Raw genomic sequence first — 18,326 nt, forward strand, 5'->3', positions numbered from 1 at the left:
TGAGTGAAAATTACGCCACTTTTCGTGGCGTAATGGCTTTTTTACATAATAATTTGCCGGATGTCGGCCAGATAACTGGCTAAGGTGGCAGTAAAGCGCGCCGCCAGAGCACCGTCAATTACCCTATGGTCGTAGGATACCGATAACGGCAGCATCAGCTTAGGCTCAAACTCTTTGCCATTCCATTTTGGTTTGATGTCAGATTTCGAGACACCCAAAATGGCCACTTCCGGCGCGTTAACAATAGGGGTAAAAGCAGTACCGCCGATGCCACCCAGGCTGGAGATAGTAAAGCAGCCGCCCTGCATATCGCTGGCAGTCAGTTTACCTTCGCGCGCCTTCACCGAAATGTCCTGCAGCTCGCGGGATAATTCGATAATGCCTTTTTTGTTAACATCCCGTACTACCGGCACCACCAGGCCATTTGGCGTATCAACGGCAATGCCTAAATGCACATACTTTTTCAGGATCAGGCTGGCGCCATCTTCTGATAAAGAGCTGTTAAAGGTTGGGAACTCTTCCAGCGCCTTGGCCACCGCTTTCATAATAAAGACCAGCGGGGTGTATTTAACGCCCATCTTTTTCTTATCCGCCAGCGCATTCTGCTCTTTGCGGAAGTCTTCCAGGCCAGTGATATCGGCTTCGTCAAACTGGGTGACATGCGGAATGCGTACCCAGTTGCGATGCAGATTGGCACCAGAGATTTTCTGGATCCGTGACAGCGGTTTCTCTTCTACGGCACCAAACTTGGCAAAATCGACTTTTGGCCAGGCCAGTAAGTCAAAGCCCATATTGTTACCACCGGTAGAGGCTGAGGCAGCAGCCGGTGCCGCACCGCTTTCTACCTGCTTCACTAACTGCTTCACGTAGTTTTGCACGTCTTCTTTCACGATGCGGCCTTTACGGCCAGTGCCTGTTACCTTGGCCAGGTTAATGCCAAACTCACGCGCTAAGCGGCGGATCACCGGCGAAGCATGAGCATAGGCACTATTGGCCACAAAGCCATCAGCCGCTGCCGTTGTTGCTGGCGCAGCCGCTGGGCTGGCGCTAGCTGTTGGTGCGGTAGCAGTGGTAGCAGCTGCACTGGCAGCGGCAGGCGCGGCCGCTTTGGCGGCACCAGCCACTTCGAATACCATAATCAGGCTGCCGGTTTTCACCTTGCTACCGGTTTGTACCTTAATTTCTTTTACCACACCGGCGAACGGCGCTGGCACTTCCATTGAGGCCTTGTCACCTTCAACGCTAAGCAGTGACTGATCAGCCGCAACGGTATCGCCCACCTTGACCATAATCTCGGTCACTTCAACTTCGTCGCCACCGATATCCGGTACCTTAACGTCTTTTTGCTCTGTGCTGGCAGCAGCCGGCGCAGCCGCAGCTGGTGCACTGGCTGGCGCCGCAGCGGCCGGTGCTTTGCCGCTGCCGGCAACGTCGAACAGCATGATCAGGCTGCCGGTTTTCACCTTACTGCCGGCCTGTACTTTGATTTCTTTTACCACACCGGCGAACGGCGCTGGCACTTCCATCGAGGCCTTGTCACCTTCGACGCTGAGCAGTGACTGATCGGCCGTGACGCTATCGCCAACTTTAACCATAATTTCGGTGACTTCGACTTCATCGCCACCGATATCCGGCACCTGCACTTCTTTTACCTCGGCGCTTGTAACCTCGGCACTGGCCGCTGCTGCGGGAGCCGGGGCGGCTGGCGCTGGTGCCGCCTTGGCTTCGGTTTTGGCCTCGGCACCAGCACCATCACCGGCAAAGACCATAATCAGGCTACCGGTTTTAACTTTATCGCCTACCTTAACCTTAATTTCCTGCACTGTGCCGGCCACGGCAGCAGGTACTTCCATTGAAGCCTTGTCACCTTCTACGCTTAACAGCGACTGGTCGGCAGCAACAACGTCACCCACCTTTACCAGGATCTCGGTCACTTCTACTTCATCGGTACCAATATCTGGTACTTTAATTTCAATCGTCATGACAAATCCTCTTATGCGTACAGCGGGTTGGTTTTGTCGGCGTCAATGCCAAACTTCTTAATCGCTTCGGCCACTACCGCTTTTTTCAGCTCGCCTTGCTTCGCCAGTTCGTTCAGCGCTGCTACCACGATATAGCCGGCGTTAACTTCAAAATGGCGACGCAGGTTTTCGCGGCTATCCGAGCGACCGTAACCGTCGGTACCCAGTACCTTGTAGCTATTGGCCGGGATAAAGGCACGGATCTGTTCGGCGTAGTTTTTCATATAGTCGGTGGCGGCAATCGCCGGCGCTTTGTTCAGCACCTGCGCCACAAATGGCACCTTCTCGGCCGCTTCCGGATGCAGCATATTGAAACGCTCGCAATCCTGACCATCGCGCGCCAGCTCGTTAAAGGAAGTCACAGAGTAAACATCTGAGGCAACATCGTAGTCTTTACTCAGAATGTCGGCTGCTTTACGCACTTCGTTCAGGATGGTACCTGAACCCAGTAACTGCACCTTACCGCGACCACCGTTGTACGACTCCAGCTTGTAGATACCCTTGCGGATGCCCTCTTCGGCGCCTTTTGGCATGGCCGGATGATGGTAGCTTTCGTTCATTACGGTAATGTAGTAATAGATATTTTCCTGCTCCGGACCATACATGCGACGGATACCGTCTTGCAGAATCACCGCCAGCTCGTAAGCATAGGTCGGATCATAAGAAATACAGTTCGGTACTGTGCCGGCCAGAATATGGCTGTGACCATCTTCGTGCTGTAAGCCTTCACCGTTTAGCGTAGTACGACCGGCAGTGGCACCTAGCAGGAAACCACGCGCCTGCTGATCACCGGCCAGCCAGGCCATATCGCCAACCCGCTGGAAGCCGAACATCGAATAGTAGATATAGAAAGGGATCATCGGCAGATCATTGGTGCTGTAAGACGTCGCCGCCGCTACCCAGGACGACATCGCACCCAGTTCGTTAATACCTTCTTGCAGTACCTGACCCGCGGTATCTTCTTTGTAGTAAGACACCACCGAGCGGTCTTCCGGCGTATAGTTCTGACCATGCGGGTTATAGATACCGATCTGACGGAATAAGCCTTCCATACCAAAGGTACGGGCTTCGTCGGCAATAATTGGCACGATGCGCTGACCAATATGCTGATCTTTTAGCAGGATATTCAGTGCCCGCACATAAGCCAGCGTAGTGGAGATTTCGCGCTTTTGCTCTTCCAACAGTGAATTAAAGGCTGGCAGCTCTGGCAGCGTCAGGGTTTCGCTGAACTTCGGCAAGCGCACTGGCGTGTAGCCATGTAAGGCTTTACGGCGATCATGCAGGTATTGCAGTTCCGGCGAGCCTTCCGGCAGCTTGATATAAGGTAAATCGGCAACCTGCTCTTCGCTGATATAGTCTTCTAAACCCAGGCGGGTACGCAGCTGTTTAACATGCGTCAGGTCCATTTTCTTGACCTGGTGCGCAATGTTCTTACCTTCGGCGGCGTCACCCATCCCGTAACCTTTAACGGTTTTCGCCAGAATAACCGTTGGCTTATCGGTACAGGCCTGGGCTGCTTTAAAGGCCGCAAACAGCTTCGAGGGTTCATGACCGCCGCGTTTTAAGGCGAAGATCTCTTCGTCAGTCATGTCGGCAACCAGTGCCGCCGTTTCCGGGTAACGGCCAAAGAAGTGCTCGCGCACATAGGCGCCATCTTTGGCTTTATAAGTCTGGTAGTCACCGTCTACGGTTTCATTCATCAGCTGCAGTAACTTACCGGTGGTATCCTTGGCCAGCAGCTTGTCCCAACCACGGCCCCACACCACTTTGATCACGTTCCAGCCGGCGCCGCGGAATAACCCTTCCAGCTCCTGGATAATCTTACCGTTACCCATTACCGGGCCATCCAGGCGCTGCAGGTTACAGTTGACCAGGAAGCACAGGTTGCCCAGTTTTTCACGGGCAGCAAACGAAATGGCGCCGCGTGATTCCGGCTCGTCCATCTCACCGTCACCGAGGAAGGCATAAACGCGCTGCGCGCTGGTGTCTTTTAAACCACGGCCATTTAAGTACTTTAAGAAACGCGCCTGATAAATGGCGGTAATTGGGCCTAAACCCATCGATACGGTCGGGAATTGCCAGAATTCCGGCATCAGTTTCGGGTGCGGGTAGCTCGACAGGCCCTTGCCATCCACTTCCTGACGGAAGTTATCCAGCTGCTCTGCAGTTAAACGGCCTTCAACAAAGGCACGGGCATAGATACCCGGTGAAATATGACCCTGATAGTACACCAGATCGCCGCCGTCTTTTTCGTTCGGCGCGCGGAAGAAGTGGTTAAAGCAGGTTTCATAGAAGGCGGCAGAAGACTGGAACGACGCCATATGGCCACCCAGTTCCAAATCTTTTTTCGAACCACGCAGCACGATCATAATGGCGTTCCAGCGGATCACCGAGCGAATACGCCGCTCCAGGTTCACATCGCCCGGATAGGCCGGCTCTTGTTGCGGTGGAATAGTATTGATGTAGTTGGTGGTGACACCGGTCGGCATATCGACGCCTTCCAGCCGGGCCTGCTCCAGTACCTGCTCCAGCAAAAACTGCGCCCGCTCTACCCCTTCGGTACGCACCACCGACTCCAACGCTTCCAGCCACTCTTTGGTTTCCAGAGCGTCGATGTCAACCTTACTGACTTCAGACATATCGAGGTTTCCTTTGGTTAATCACGCTAAGGCGTGCTGCAAAAATAATTATGCCTGCTGCGACCGTCGCAACGAGCGCTCAATACGGGAGCGCTCTTTGCTCACTTCCAGCAAAGCTTCTTCTATATAAGCTAAATGCCCGTTACTGGCCTGACGGGCCAGTTCGGGCTCCCTGCTAATTACCGCCTGCATTAACCGGCGCCGATGCTCATTTAATTTGTCGGCGTAGCCGTCACGCTGTTGCAAGGCGGCTAAGTTTAAGCGGATATTCTGTTCGGTCAGCGGCGTCAGGCTTCTGACCAAATGTAACAACACGATATTGTGTGACGCTTCCGCCACCGCCAGGTAAAACTGGGTCACGGCTTTGGCTTCGGCATCACTGTCCTGCAACTGCTGCTGCAGGCAGATATCCTCATACGAGGCTTTAATCTTTTTATGATCGGCTTCAGTGCCGCGAAGCGCCGCATAATAGGCGCAAATACCTTCCAGCGCGTGGCGAAATTCCAGAAAGTCGAACTGCGAGTCCGGATATTGCGCCAGTAGCATAAACAGCGGATCAGTCAGCTGTTTGACCATATTGTCGCAAACGTAAGTGCCACCGCCCTGGCGCCGGTTGACTAAGCCCTTGGCTTCCAGCTTTTGGATAGCTTCCCGCAGCGATGGACGCGATACCGCAAAGCGCTCAGCCAGCTCGCGCTCCGAAGGTAGCTTCTGGCCAGGCTTAAAGCTGCCCTCCAGCAGTAAATGTTCCAGCTGCGCCACTATCTGGTCGGATAATTTGGCAGGCTTAATTTTTAAATCAGCCATAATGGGTGGCAGAGATCCTTAATTTGCATATCAGGCTAGTGGCCATTTTGCCCAGGTAAATTGGTCTTACCAATTTCATGAATTTGGGCAGCAGGCTAGCATTTTCTGCACAGCTTGTAAATAAAGCAGAATTTTTCGGGGCTGGCAAGCGCGATTTTGTTAGAGTAATTACTCAGGAATTGGCGAATGTTTCAATACTGAAATAAATTGGTCTGACCAATTATAATGAATACTTATCTACTGACTGCTGCTAACCAATGCAGTTCTTTACGCCAGCGGCAATAAAAAAGGCGCCAAACGGCGCCTTAAGCAAGAGATAACACTGAGGAGCTACAGTAAACCCGCCAAATTAACCGAGCCAGCCGCTCAGCGTTAAGATCGCGGTAAAGGCCAGGAAGAACAGCATATTGCGTTTGGCCAGTTGTACCATGCTGCTGGTATCTTCAATACCGTTAACGACTTCTTCCGGTAAGGGTTCAGCGGCGCGCGCCACATCCTTTACCACCTGCTCGTTGCTGGCGGTAAAATCCAAAAAGTAACCGAGCAAGGCATTCGAGGCGCGGGAGAAATGCCCCACCAGCGCAAAACCCAAACCAAATAACCGTGCCGGGAACCAGTCCGCCCAATGCAGCATGCAGTTAAGTGCATCCCGGGCGGCAGGCGCTGACACTGGCTCAGCACTCAGGCTCTCGGTATCGCTGTCGATGGCAGCATCCATAGTGACCGGCTCAGCACTGTTATCGGCGCCACTGTTCTCAGCACTAATGTCATCGCTAATGTCATCGGCAGTGCTGTAGTCAGCTTGGCTGTAATCCGCACTGTAGCCCGCAGCAGTTTCACTTTCTGCCAGCGGATCGCTATGCTCGTCTACCACCTTAGCCGCTGCCGCTTGTTCGGTTGCGGTTTGTTCATTCAGATGCCGGAGCAAGGCATAGGTAATGACCCCAAAGGCGCCCAGAATTAAGAACCAGAACACCACAGCGGCATAATAGCGGAAGTTTAACCAAACCAGGGTTAGCCCCTGACTGCTGTCTACCGTGCTGCGGCTATCCTGACTGATCTGCTGCATGGCCAGGTGCGCCGCCTCGGCATCGCCGCGCTCCTGCGCATTTAAATACTGTTTATACAACTGCCGGTAATGCCAGCAACCAATCCCCACCAGCAGTACCAGTGTATTCACTACTAATGTCAGCAGGCGGTTATCCAGCAGATGCAGTAATACGGCCACCAGCAGGCCGGGCAGCAGGATCCACAGGTAACGGCCATATTGATGCTCAGCCAGTTGTTTCAGGCCGGAACCAGCGGTCAGTTTCAGATAGGCCTGACAATAAGGGCGGGCTTGCCAGGCGTCACTACGCACCGCTAGTCGCTCAATAATTAATGCCAGTAACATACTTATCAGGGTCATGCCTTGTTCTCCTTTAGCGCCGTTTTATAGCGGGCCCAATCAAAAGCCGGGCCGGGGTCAGTTTTGCGACCGGGCGCGATATCGCAATGGCCAACAATCCGCTCCGCGGTGATGGCAGGGTACTGCGCCAACAAATAACGGCTTAGCTGAAGCAAGCTGCTATATTGTTGTTCAGTATAGGGTATATTGTCGGTGCCCTCTAACTCAATACCGATCGAAAAGTCATTACAGCGTTCGCGACCAGCAAACTGGCTGACACCGGCATGCCAGGCGCGTTTTTCAAACGGCACATACTGGAAGATCTGACCATCGCGCCAGATCACACAATGCGCCGCGACTCTGAGGTTGGCTAAGTCACTAAAACTCGGATGCGCGCTGCAATCCAGCTGGCCGCAAAATAGCGCATCAACATAACTCTGCTCCGGGCGGGCCGCAAATTCACCGGCGGGTAAACTGATATTGTGGATCACCAGTAAACTGATATCGGTGGGATCAGGGCGCTCATCAAAATGCGCACTGGGGCGAAGGATCAGCGGTGGCTTGGCTGCAATCATCGGGAATTTTGCCGTAGCGCTCTGGTCTTAGTACACTGTAAGCCTATTGTCGATGCTGGGGATCTTTTATGCAAGCACCTGAAGTCAGTTCTTCCTTTGGTCGGATCTTTCATATCCTGGCCTGGATAGTGCTGGTTGTCGTGCTGTTCTGGTTCTTTCAGGATTATCTGGGCAAGCAGCAAAACCCGAATCAGCAACTGCAAAGCAGCCGCGGTAATGGCGAAATTATTACCCAGCTAACCCGCAATCGGGCTGGCCATTATCTCGGCGTAGCGCTGATTAACGGTCAGCGCGCCGAGTTTTTACTGGATACCGGCGCCACCACAGTCGCGGTCTCAGAGCGCAGTGCGGCCTTACTCGGCATGCAAAAGGGCCAGCCAATTCGGGTCGCCACTGCCAATGGCATCAGTAACGCCTGGCGCAGTGAAATCGCCGAGCTGCAGCTGGGCGATATTGTGCTGTATCAGGTACCGGCCAGCATAGTGCCAAATTTAGGCGGCACTGAGATTTTGTTAGGTATGAGTGCCCTAAAACAGTTAGAATTTCGCCAGCAAGGAAATCAGTTAACGCTGATCCAACGTTTGTAGCCGCGTCGCATTGCTCAAGTCAGATTGTTCAAGTCGCATTCAGCTTCGGCGTTGTATACCCTTTTCTAAACCGGATAGTGACCTAAACCATGAGTAACCCTGTTACCCCTTTTCAGCATCCTTTGTTAGCCGATGAGCTGCGCCGCGCTGTTGCGGCTGCCCTGGCTGAAGATCTTGGCCAGCAAAACGCTGAACTTGGCGATATTACCGCTTCTCTGATCCCGGCCAGCCAGCAGGCGGTGGCAACCATTATTACCCGCGAAGACTGTGTGCTGTGCGGCAGCGGCTTTGTTAATGAAGTCTTTCTGCAGCTGGGTAATCAGGTCAGTATTCAGTGGCACGCCACTGATGGCGATCGCTTAAGCGCGAATAGTGTGATCTGTACCCTGCAAGGACCGGCAAGAGCGCTGCTCACCGGTGAGCGTACCGCACTGAATTTTCTGCAACTATTAAGCGGCACAGCTACCACCACCGCTCATTATGTGCGCTACCTGGAAGGCAGCAACACCCGGCTGCTGGATACCCGTAAAACCCTGCCCGGCTTGCGCTTTGCCCAGAAATATGCCGTTAGCTGTGGCGGTGGCCTGAATCATCGTTTTGGCCTGTTTGACGCCTTTTTAATTAAAGAAAATCATATCGCAGCGGCCGGCTCAATCAGTCAGGCGGTGCAGCAGGCGCGGCAAAACTTTCCCGGCAAGCCGGTCGAGGTGGAAGTGGAAAACCTGGACGAGCTGAAACAGGCACTGACTGCCGGCGCCGATATTATTATGCTGGATAACTTCGCTACGCCGGAGATCCGTCAGGCGGTACTGCTAAATCAGGGCCGGGCTAAGCTGGAAGTATCGGGCAATATTACCAGTGAGCGGCTTAGTGAACTGGCGGCGACCGGCGTCGATTTTATCTCCAGTGGCGCCCTGACCAAGCATGTCCAGGCCATCGATTTATCGATGCGCTTACAGCAAAGAGGCTAAATATGTACCAACGCTCTGCTACACTTAAACCTTGGGTGCACCGGGAGTGTAGCAGATGCAGCTGACGGGTAAGGTCGTATTCTGGCAGGATAAAAAGGGCTTCGGCTTTTTGCTGTGTCAGCAAACTGAGCAGAAGCTGTTTTTTCATATCCGGGATTTTACCGACAGTAAAAGCCGCCCGGCCGAAGGCGATGAGCTACAGTTTAGTATTGGCACCGATAAACAGGGCCGGCCTATTGCCACTCAGCTGAAGATCCTAAGCGCCAACCCGGCGGCCCGGCAACACCCTTTACCACGGCTTAGCAGCGTTGATTTGGATTATACCCAGGATGTGGCACTGTATTTTCGCGCCGCCTTTTTGATGCTGGTGATTATTGCGCTGCTATTCGGTACCCTGCCCTACCTGTTACCTATCTTATATCTGGAAGCCAGCCTCTTTACCTACTGGTTGTATCAGGCCGATAAAAATGCCGCTGTGGCCCGGCAAACCCAACGCCTGCCGGAAGAAAGTCTGCAAATGTTTAGTCTGATTGGCGGCTGGCCCGGCGCTCTGGTGGCGCAGAAAAAACTGGCGCATAAGCGCAGTAAAGCTTTGTTTCAACGGGAGTTCTGGTTAGTGGTACTGGGTAACTGCCTGTTACTGTTATGGCTGATGTCGCAACACGGCCAGCAGTTTTTAAGCCGGCTGGCCTTATTCAGTTAGCTGCTACACCTTAAAAATCCAGCCGCGACGATAGCAATAAAGCATACCGATATAAGACAACAGCAAAAAGCAGATGGCGTAAGCTAACGAGCCGTTATAGTCACCAAACAGTGGCTGGAAAGCACTGCGGTACAGCCAGTTTCCCAGCGTGGTGCCGGCAACTGGTACCATCGATAACACCCGCGCCGCCACCCCGGCCAGCATAAAGAATAAAATGGCATTAACACCAAATACCAGCAGCGGCGCCGTCCAGAGCCGGTAGCGCTTCATTTCCGTTAACCACAGAAACAGCGCCAGCATTAACGCAGTGAAACCGCTACTAAGCAGCACAAAGGTTGGCGTCCACAACATCTTATTAATCGGCAAGGCCGGATGTGCCAGCTCAGCAACCCAGATTGCCGCTAAACCCGCTAAAAATAATACCCGCAGCTTAAATGCCAGCTCCGCCTTACTCTGTAGCAGCTGCGCCATCAGTACCCCGCTTAAACAGCTGGCGATGGCCGGCAGGGTGCTCAGAATGCCCTCAGGATCGAAGGCAAAGGGGGTGGCGCTACGAAAGAACACATGGTTTGGGCCCAGCAAATGATGATCAAGCCAGGCCGCCAGATTATTGCCATGCTCCCACAAGCCAACAAAGGTATGGCCGTAGTTATCGCGGTAGGGCACAAACTGCATCAGCAAAAAATAAAACAGGCATAACCCGCTTAACCACAGCACACGGCCACGGGTACCGCTGTACAGCACAATCAATAAGGTACAGAAATACACGATACCAATGCGTTGTAGTACACCGGACCAGCGCACTGTCAGCAGTTTCTGTTGCAGGTAGCTGTAATTGGGGTCACGGAAATTATAGTAAAACAGCACCAGAAACAGCCCCAGCAGATACAGCTTCAAAGCGCGAATGGCACCCTGGCGGATCAGCTCCGCTTTGGGTAGCATCTGCCGGCCTGCCAGGCTGTAGGGGATCGCCATCCCCACCATCACCAGAAAAGCCGGGAAAATCAGATCGGTGGGCGTCCAACCATGCCACTCGGCATGTAATAACGGCGGGTAGACATACTGCCAGCTGCCCGGATTATTCACCAGTATCATCGCCAGGATCGCCAGCCCGCGCAGCGCATCCAGCGCCAGCATGCGGTTGGCCGGTTGTTTGGCTAAGATCTGCTGACAGTGTTGCAATAGCATCTCAGTTTTCCGGTTGCGTCACCAGCGTCACCGGTAAGCGGCCGGTTGCTTTACTCTGACCTAATAACACCTCGGCTAATGCCTGATACACCGGGCTAACCCAGTTACCTTTTTCATCCTGCCAGCCGTGATAGGCGTAGGTTGCCAGTGTCCGCTCTGCATAGGGAGCATACAGGCTGATCTCATAAGGCGAGCGCAGACTGACAAAGGTTTGCGGTTTCTTCAGCGCCGCACCGTACTGCAGCAGTTGTAAAAAATACTGCTGCTGTTGTTGATAAGCCTCGCCCAGATTGCGAATGCCGGATAAATCATCCATACCACCAATTTCTGCTAAAGATTGCATTGGCGAGATAAAACCGGCAATCACCTGATCGGCGGCGGCAATTTGCTGCTTCGCCTGATCCAAATTTAGTCGTTGCAGACTAATCAGCTCAATGTTACCGGCATTGGGAGCGAGCTGCTTAAGGTAATTTTTCAGCAAGGTGCCCTTGCTCAGATCCGGCATCAGCAGCACTGTGGTTTTGTTGGTTAAATTCAGCGGCAGGCTGGATTCGCCTTTCACCACGGTCACGGCGGCCCGCGCCAATGCCAGTTCACTGGCCCGGTGTAACGGATTAGCCAACACAGTGCGGGCCAAACGGGCATCCGGCCTGGCCTGGCTTTGCAGCGGCTGCTTGGTAGCGACTATCCGCTGATAGGAGGCGTACAGTTCGCGCTGCGACAACTTGCCGCTTTGTACCGCCGCCTCCAGCTCGTCCAGTAACGCCGCCAGATTGGCCAGCTCCGCCGGGCTTTGCAGCTTTACCGGCATCAGGGCAATATCCGCCCCGGCAGCGAAGGTTTCAATCACCGCCTGTGGCACAGTAAAGAAATGGCTGATCCCGGCCATATCCAGTGCATCGGTCACAATCAGGCCCTGATAATTCAGCTGTTCGCGCAGTACGCCGGTCAGGATGCTGCGCGACAAGGTTGCCGGCTTGACCATCTGTTCGCCGTTTTTGCTGCTAAAGGTACTGCTATCCAGCGCCGGGAACTGAATATGCGCGGTCATAATCATCGCCGGCGCAGCTTCTTTGATAATCTGGGCAAAAGGCAGTAAGTCGACGCGGGCGATCTGCTCTTTACTGTGATCGACCCGCGGCAAACCGAGATGACTATCAACATGGGTATCGCCGTGGCCGGGGAAATGTTTCAGTGATACCAGCAAGCCTTTTTGCTGCATGGCTTTGGTCATGGCGCTGCCCAGTACCGCGACCTTATGCGGCTCTTCACCAAAGGAGCGCACATTAATTACCGGGTTCTGTGGATTCACGTTGACATCAACAGTGGGCGCAAAGTTAACGTTAATGCCCAGGCTCAGCAATTCTGTGGCTAGGATTTGCCCCACCTCAGTGGCAAAGCGGTTGCCGTGCTGGGCAAAGGTTGCGCCTATTGCCATATTGCCGCTAAAGGAGGTGGATTGTTGCCGTGGTAAGCGGGCTACCCGGCCCCCTTCCTGATCAATCCCAATAAATAACGGCAAAACGCCGGCTTTGGCGGCAGCCTGCTGTAATTCCAGATTCAGTTTAACGATTTGCTCCGGATCCTGCAGATTCTCAGCAAACAGGATCACCCCGCCGATATGATGTTGCGTAATCAACTCTGCCAGCGCTGGCGGTAACTGGGTTAGCGGGGTGCGACAGGCTCCGGGCGCCACCGGCTGCTCGCAATAATAACGCAGATCCAGCATTAATTTCTGGCCCAGCATCTGCCGCACTGGCGGCGTTTTTTGTTTGGCAGCGGCCTCTGTCAGACTACTGGCGCCAAGACTACAGATCATCATTACACTCCCCAGCCATTTACCTAAGCCAGCTTTGCTTACTACCGCCACAGTTATGCTCCCTGTGTAGAAAGTTGAACGCCGTCCAACATAATTTATTCATGAATTTTTCGCAAACACGAATAGTTTACACTGTTCATCGCTTAGCAGTTATGCTTTACTGCTGCTTAAAAAACTGCCCCTCAGCCGACGGGGCCCGGTAAAACCACGGACTTGCCGCTTATGCAGCTCACCTTAGTAGATTGGCTGGTCTTTTGCAGCTATTTTTTTGTGCTCGCCCTGCTTGCCTGGTGGGTTAATCAAAAGCGGGCGCAAAATAGCAGCGATTACTTTCTGGGTGCCAACACCATGCCTGCCGCCCTGGTGGCCATTTCAGTGCTGGCGACCTCACAATCTGCCGCGACCTTTCTGGGCGGCCCGGATCTGGGCTTTCGCGGCAACCTGAGTTATCTGGCCTCGAATATCGGCGCCGTGCTGGCAGCGTTCTTTGTGATGCGCTTTCTGATCCCGCGTTATTACGCCCTGAAAGTCACTACCGTCTATGAATTGCTGGAACAGCGCTTTAGTGCCAGTGCCAAAAGTCATGCCGGTCAGATGTACTTATTCGGCCGGGTCTTTGCCAGCGGTGCCCGCTTATTTATGGCGGCGCTGGCGGTCTCTATGCTGCTATTTAACCATATCGACGCCAGTGGTGTAATGATCTCGGTGGCGCTGCTGGCTGGCATTGGCCTGCTGTGTACCATGGCGGGTGGTATCCGCTCGGTGATCTATACCGATGCGCTGCAATGTTTGGTCTATGTTACTGCTGCGCTGGTGGTGCTGGTATATCTGTACAGCAGTTTAAGCCTGCCCTGGCCGGTATTACTGGAGGCCCTGCGTCATCCGCTGGAGCAGGACGGTTCGAAATTATTGCTGTTGGATTTTTCGGTCGATTTTAGCAGTAGTGGCGTCTTTAATATCTGGTCGGCACTGACCGGCTTTGTGCTGCTGAATATTGCCGCCTTTGGTCTGGATCAGGATATGACGCAGCGGGTGCTAACCTGCAAAACCCCGCAGCAAGGTGCTAAGGCGCTGCTCTCTTCCGCCTTGCTGGTGATCCCGGTGATGCTGGTCTTTATCTTAATTGGCTTTTTGCTGTATATCTTTTATCAGCGCGCCGATCTGCATCAGGGCAGCGCCCTGTTAGCCGACAGCTTTCAGGGCGAGAAGGTTACGGTCTTTATGTACTATGTGCTGAACGAACTGCCCTCCGGCCTGCGCGGTCTGGTCGTAGTGGGCGTGATAGCGGCAGCACTGTCGACCATTACCTCGGGCTTAAACTCCATGGCCTCGGTACTGGTGGCGGATCTTTATGCCCCCTGGTGGCGCAAACGGCAAAGTACGGGCGTTGCACAGCAAAGCGCTGGCAGTGAGCGGCATCTGGTGCGGGCCGGGCAGCTGGCAATGTTGCTCACCGCCCTGGCGCTGTCGCTGATGGCGGTGCTGTGTTACTACTGGCAGCAATATTCCGATATGCCGCTGCTGGCCTTTGCGTTAAGCGTGATGGTGTTTTCCTACAGCGGTTTACTTGGCGTGTTCTTTACTGCGCTCTTTACCCGTCGCGGCAATAGCCGTTCGGTAACTGCGGCGCTGCTAACCGGCTTTGGCGTGACCTTGTTGCTACAACCTTATGTGTTGCAGCAAATCAGCCCAACGCTGGCTGCGCTGGATCTCGGCTTTACCTGGCAACTCTGCCTCGGTAGTCTGGTCGCCTTTTTAGTTTGTGTCAGTGGTTCGCCCGCCAAAGTGGCGGCGGATGCGCTGACAACCTCCCGTTAAGAGGAATCTGTATGTCGTATCTTCTGGCCATCGATGGCGGTGGTACCAAAACAGCCGGTGTGCTGCAAGCTGTAGTTAGTGGTCAACGCTGGCAAGCCGTCAGTGGCCCGGCTCAGTTGACCAATGATTTACAACAAGCGCTGATAAATGTGCGCTCACTGGTGCAGGATCTGTGTCGTCAGGCCGGCATCAGCCCGGCCGCGATCACGGCGGTAATTGGTCTGGCCGGTGCCGGCAATCCGGCACTGCATAAAGCCTTTAGTCAACAACTGGCCTTACCCTTTGCCAGATGGCAGCTCACCACCGATGCCCGTACCTCATTGTATGGCGCTAATCAGGGCAAGCCTGTAGCGGTGGTCGCTATCGGTACCGGTTCAGTGGCGATGCGCTTAGAAGCCGATGGCACTGAACTGCAGGTAGGTGGCTGGGGTTTTAATATCGGTGACGAAGGCGGCGGCGCCTGGCTGGGCCGGGAATTGGTGCGGGAACTGTTATGGCAACTGGATTGGCAAAAGCCGTTCACTCCGCTGTTCTCGGCAGTAGCCGCGCGCTGCGGCAAAGATGCTGCCAGCCTGCTGCCCTGGCTGAAACAAGCGACGGCCAGTGACTTTGCTGCCCTGGCGCCGCTGGTATACCAATATGCCAGTGAGCCGGCAGCCCAACGCCTGCAGGCCCGTCAGGCCGATGCCATTAATCAGCTGGCATTATGTTGCCTGGCTGGCCAGGACTTGCCCCTGGTGTTGCTGGGCGGGCTGGCAACCGCCTGCACGGCGCAGCTGTCACCCTTATTACAACAGCGGTTACACGCCGCCAGCGGCGATGCCCTGACCGGCGGCCTGGTGCTGGCACAAGCCTTAGCAACTGCACCTTCGGAGGCCTGATGAGTACCAGTACCTTGCTTGCCCAATTAGCCACAATGAGCACAGAAGCCCGCAATGCCGCAAGTCGGAACCTGGATCAGCTCAGTAGCCTGCAGCTGGTTCAACTGATTAATCAGGCGGATCAACAAGTAGCCAACAGCATTACACCGGCACTACCGCAGATCGCTCAGGCGGTAGAACAGATAGTGCAGGCCTTTGCCAAAGGTGGCCGGTTGATTTATCTGGGGGCCGGCACCAGCGGCCGGCTCGGCATTCTGGATGCCGTTGAATGTCCGCCGACCTACAGCGTGCCAGACTCCCAGGTCATTGGCCTGATCGCCGGTGGCGCCAATGCCATTTATAAAGCGGTCGAAGGTGCCGAAGATAATCCGCAACTGGCGGAGCAGGATCTGCAGCAGATCAGCTTTCAGCCGCAGGATATTCTGGTTGGTATCGCAGCCAGTGGCCGCACACCTTATGTGATGGGCGGCCTGGCCTACGCCCGCCGCTGTGGTGCGGTAACCGTTGCCATCAGCTGCAATGCCGGTGCGCCTATTCTGGCTGCCGCTGATATCGCGATCTGTGCCGAAGTCGGCCCGGAAGTGGTGACCGGCTCTACCCGGATGAAAGCCGGCAGCGCCCAGAAAATGATTTTAAATATGCTCAGCACCGCTGCTATGGTGTTAAGCGGCAAGGTCTATCAGAATTTGATGGTTGATCTGCACGCCAGTAATCAAAAACTGGTGGCGCGCGCCGTGCGCATTGTGATGCAGGCCACCGACTGCGATCAGCCAACTGCCGAGCAGGCACTGGCGCGTTGTGAACAGAGTGCTAAGCTGGCGATATTGCATTTACTCAGCGGCCAGCCGGTCGAGGCCTGTCGGGCACAACTGCTGGCAGAGGGAGGTTTTGTGCGTAAAGCTCTGGAGGCGCTGCAATGAAACAGCTGCTATTGGTCCTGTTATGGTTAGTGCTATGTAGTGGCCAGCCGGCGCTGGCTGACAGTGCAGCCATTCGCACCGGTGCCGAGCAACCGGAGCGCTATTTGCCGCTGCTGGCCGGTAAAAAAGTGGGCTTACTGGTTAATCAAACCTCCAGAGTCGGCGAACAGCATCTGGTCGATTTCCTGTTACAGCAACAAGTGCAGGTGGTCGGCATCTTTGCACCTGAACATGGTTTTCGCGGCGATTACGACGCCGGCGCCCGTGTCGGTGATAGCCGCGATCCCCGCACCGGCCTGCCGATCTGGTCGATGTATGGCGCCAGTAAAAAACCGGATCTGAGTTTACTGCAGCAACTGGACCTGGTGATCTTTGATATTCAGGATGTCGGGGTGCGCTATTACACCTACATCAGCTCAATGCACTATATGATGGAGGCTGCCGCCGCTGCCGGGGTTGCGATGCTGATCCTGGATCGGCCAAACCCGAATGGTGCTTATCTGGACGGCCCGGTGCTGGATTTGAAATTTCAGTCCTTTGTTGGCATGCACCCGATCCCGCTGTTACATGGCATGACGGTTGGCGAGCTGGCACTGATGATCAAAGGTGAGCAGTGGATTGCCAATGCGGAAAAGCTGCAGTTAACGGTGATCCCAAATGCAAACTATCAGCGCGATCTGCCATACGAATTACCAATCCCACCCAGCCCGAATTTACCCAATGCCCAGGCGGTCCGGCTCTACCCTTCGCTGGGCTTTTTTGAAGCCACACCCCTGTCGGTCGGGCGCGGTACCCCCTTTCCGTTTCAGGTGCTGGGTTATGATCAGTTTGCCAGCGACGAATTTAGCTTTGTACCGGTAAGCACGCCGGGTGCAGCATTAAATCCGCCGTTAAAAGATAAAAAAGTCTATGGTGAAGATCTGCGTCAGGTCAGCACAGACGGCTTAACCCTGAGCTATCTGATGCGCTGGCAACAGTTGTTTGCCAGCTACGCCAAAGTGATGTTCACGGCACCGGACTTTATGGATAAGTTGGCCGGCACCGATCAGTTGCGGTTACAAATTGAACGTGGTGACAGTGAACCACAGATCCGTGATAGCTGGCAAAGTGCGTTGCAGCAGTTCAGGCTGCAACGCCAGCCATATTTGCTGTATCCGGAATGATTATTCCGCCGCCGCTGTTAAGCTAAAGCGTGCCAGCGGCGCCATCCGGGCTTTGTTCAGGCTCAGCTCGCCATTTGCCAGCGAATAATTATCTGCCAGCGCCAGCTGCGCTAAAAACGCCTGCTCCAGTGCCATTTTATCTTCGGCACAGGCCATCATAGTACCGGCAAGCTGCCCCACTTGGATCCGATAGGCTGACCCCTGCCAACTGCCACTAAAGCGGTTACAACCAGAGCGGCCCCAGACTTTGCCATCGGCCGTAAAATGGATAAAGGCGCCACTATCGGCAGCCACTGCCTGCCCCTGCAGCTCTGTCAGTTGCCAATCGCGGTCAAGCAAATCTGGCTGCACGGCTTCACCGGCCGTCACCGCTGCCACCTCTGTCGCGACCTTAGCCAAACGATAATGCTCGGCCAGGTCGCCAGTAATCAGCTCACCCTGCTGATCCAACTGCCGCACCGCATTTTCTTCAACCCGAAACCAGCGATTTTCCTGACTTTCGCTCTCCAGCCGGATTTTGCCGCCACTGGTATCCCAGCTAAAACGCCCCGTTTCGTTAAATTCATTATCCGGCTCTTCACCAAGATAAATACTTTGCAGCTGGAATTGACCATCGGCGCTTAGCGTCAGCGTGGTTTTAATCCCTTCACAACTGGCGCAGGGTAAGATCCCCTGATAGCTGCCGGCCCAGTCCAGCGAGTCACGGCTATTACTGCTCAGTTGCATGCTGCCGGCTCCCGGTTGCGGGGCGGTGTTGACCGGCTCAGGTGAACAGGCCGTCAGAAGTACCAGGCTGCTGGCAAGTAACAGTGGTAAATACAGGTATGGTTTGCGCATAGTAAGTTCC

At 54.4% G+C, this 18,326-nt stretch carries 15 protein-coding genes; 7 read left to right on the top strand and 8 right to left on the bottom strand.

The window, feature by feature from the left end:
- Positions 1 to 41 precede the first annotated feature (41 nt).
- The 5 genes from aceF to ampD all read right to left on the bottom strand — a co-directional run bounded on the left by aceF (position 42) and on the right by ampD (position 7,429).
- The gene (aceF, locus tag A9165_RS01410; protein ID WP_065954660.1) at positions 42 to 1,982 is read right to left on the bottom strand and encodes a pyruvate dehydrogenase complex dihydrolipoyllysine-residue acetyltransferase; all 1,941 of its coding nucleotides are present in this window, start codon (positions 1,980 to 1,982) and stop codon (positions 42 to 44) included.
- An 11-nt stretch (positions 1,983 to 1,993) separates the two neighbouring features.
- Positions 1,994 to 4,660, bottom strand: coding sequence for a pyruvate dehydrogenase (acetyl-transferring), homodimeric type (aceE, locus tag A9165_RS01415; RefSeq protein ID WP_065954661.1), 2,667 nt, complete (start codon positions 4,658 to 4,660; stop codon positions 1,994 to 1,996).
- Between the two features lie 48 nt (positions 4,661 to 4,708).
- The gene (gene pdhR / locus A9165_RS01420) at positions 4,709 to 5,467 is read right to left on the bottom strand and encodes a pyruvate dehydrogenase complex transcriptional repressor PdhR (RefSeq protein ID WP_008609336.1); all 759 of its coding nucleotides are present in this window, start codon (positions 5,465 to 5,467) and stop codon (positions 4,709 to 4,711) included.
- A gap of 349 nt (positions 5,468 to 5,816) precedes the next feature.
- Complete coding sequence (ampE, locus tag A9165_RS01425) at positions 5,817 to 6,875, bottom strand: regulatory signaling modulator protein AmpE (RefSeq protein ID WP_065954662.1); 1,059 nt, start codon at positions 6,873 to 6,875, stop codon at positions 5,817 to 5,819.
- Positions 6,872 to 7,429, bottom strand: a complete 558-nt coding sequence (gene ampD, locus A9165_RS01430; RefSeq protein ID WP_008950961.1) for a 1,6-anhydro-N-acetylmuramyl-L-alanine amidase AmpD — start codon at positions 7,427 to 7,429, stop codon at positions 6,872 to 6,874. Before ampD ends, ampE begins: the two co-directional genes overlap by 4 nt.
- Positions 7,430 to 7,497: 68 nt before the next feature.
- Here ampD and A9165_RS01435 point away from each other — a divergent pair, with 68 nt between their 5' ends.
- The 3 genes from A9165_RS01435 (at position 7,498) to A9165_RS01445 (ending at position 9,690) form a co-directional block, all read left to right on the top strand.
- Positions 7,498 to 8,016, top strand: a complete 519-nt coding sequence (locus tag A9165_RS01435; RefSeq protein WP_065954663.1) for a TIGR02281 family clan AA aspartic protease — start codon at positions 7,498 to 7,500, stop codon at positions 8,014 to 8,016.
- Positions 8,017 to 8,105: 89 nt separating this feature from the next.
- Positions 8,106 to 8,987: a carboxylating nicotinate-nucleotide diphosphorylase gene (gene nadC / locus A9165_RS01440; RefSeq protein ID WP_083216206.1), complete on the top strand. Its 882-nt coding sequence runs from the start codon at positions 8,106 to 8,108 to the stop codon at positions 8,985 to 8,987.
- A gap of 55 nt (positions 8,988 to 9,042) precedes the next feature.
- The gene (locus tag A9165_RS01445) at positions 9,043 to 9,690 is read left to right on the top strand and encodes a cold shock and DUF1294 domain-containing protein (RefSeq protein WP_008950958.1); all 648 of its coding nucleotides are present in this window, start codon (positions 9,043 to 9,045) and stop codon (positions 9,688 to 9,690) included.
- Between the two features lie 3 nt (positions 9,691 to 9,693).
- Here A9165_RS01445 and A9165_RS01450 read toward each other — a convergent pair whose 3' ends face one another.
- Positions 9,694 to 10,878 carry an acyltransferase family protein gene (locus A9165_RS01450; RefSeq protein ID WP_065954664.1) on the bottom strand — a complete coding sequence of 395 codons (1,185 nt, stop codon included), beginning with the start codon at positions 10,876 to 10,878 and terminating at the stop codon, positions 9,694 to 9,696.
- A 1-nt stretch (position 10,879) separates the two neighbouring features.
- A complete protein-coding gene (locus A9165_RS01455; RefSeq protein ID WP_065954665.1) occupies positions 10,880 to 12,748 on the bottom strand; it encodes a glycoside hydrolase family 3 protein in 1,869 nt (622 codons plus the stop codon).
- A 171-nt stretch (positions 12,749 to 12,919) separates the two neighbouring features.
- Between A9165_RS01455 and A9165_RS01460 the strand changes: the two genes are divergently transcribed.
- The 4 genes from A9165_RS01460 to A9165_RS01475 are packed head-to-tail and all read left to right on the top strand — an operon-like array spanning position 12,920 to position 17,479.
- Positions 12,920 to 14,515 (top strand): sodium:solute symporter, encoded by a 1,596-nt coding sequence (locus tag A9165_RS01460; protein ID WP_008950955.1) that lies wholly within the window; start codon positions 12,920 to 12,922, stop codon positions 14,513 to 14,515.
- An 11-nt stretch (positions 14,516 to 14,526) separates the two neighbouring features.
- The gene (locus A9165_RS01465) at positions 14,527 to 15,396 is read left to right on the top strand and encodes a BadF/BadG/BcrA/BcrD ATPase family protein (RefSeq protein ID WP_008950954.1); all 870 of its coding nucleotides are present in this window, start codon (positions 14,527 to 14,529) and stop codon (positions 15,394 to 15,396) included.
- Entirely contained in the window at positions 15,396 to 16,316 is a 921-nt protein-coding gene (murQ, locus tag A9165_RS01470; protein ID WP_008950953.1) for an N-acetylmuramic acid 6-phosphate etherase, read from the top strand. Before A9165_RS01465 ends, murQ begins: the two co-directional genes overlap by 1 nt.
- Complete coding sequence (locus tag A9165_RS01475; protein WP_065954666.1) at positions 16,313 to 17,479, top strand: exo-beta-N-acetylmuramidase NamZ domain-containing protein; 1,167 nt, start codon at positions 16,313 to 16,315, stop codon at positions 17,477 to 17,479. Before murQ ends, A9165_RS01475 begins: the two co-directional genes overlap by 4 nt.
- On the opposite strand, the gene A9165_RS01480 is transcribed toward A9165_RS01475, so the two are convergent.
- Entirely contained in the window at positions 17,480 to 18,316 is an 837-nt protein-coding gene (locus A9165_RS01480) for a copper resistance protein NlpE N-terminal domain-containing protein (RefSeq protein WP_065954667.1), read from the bottom strand. It lies immediately after the preceding gene.
- Positions 18,317 to 18,326 lie beyond the last annotated feature (10 nt).

The organism is Alishewanella sp. HH-ZS, assembly GCF_001704375.1.
Taxonomy (GTDB): Bacteria; Pseudomonadota; Gammaproteobacteria; order Enterobacterales; family Alteromonadaceae; genus Alishewanella; species Alishewanella aestuarii.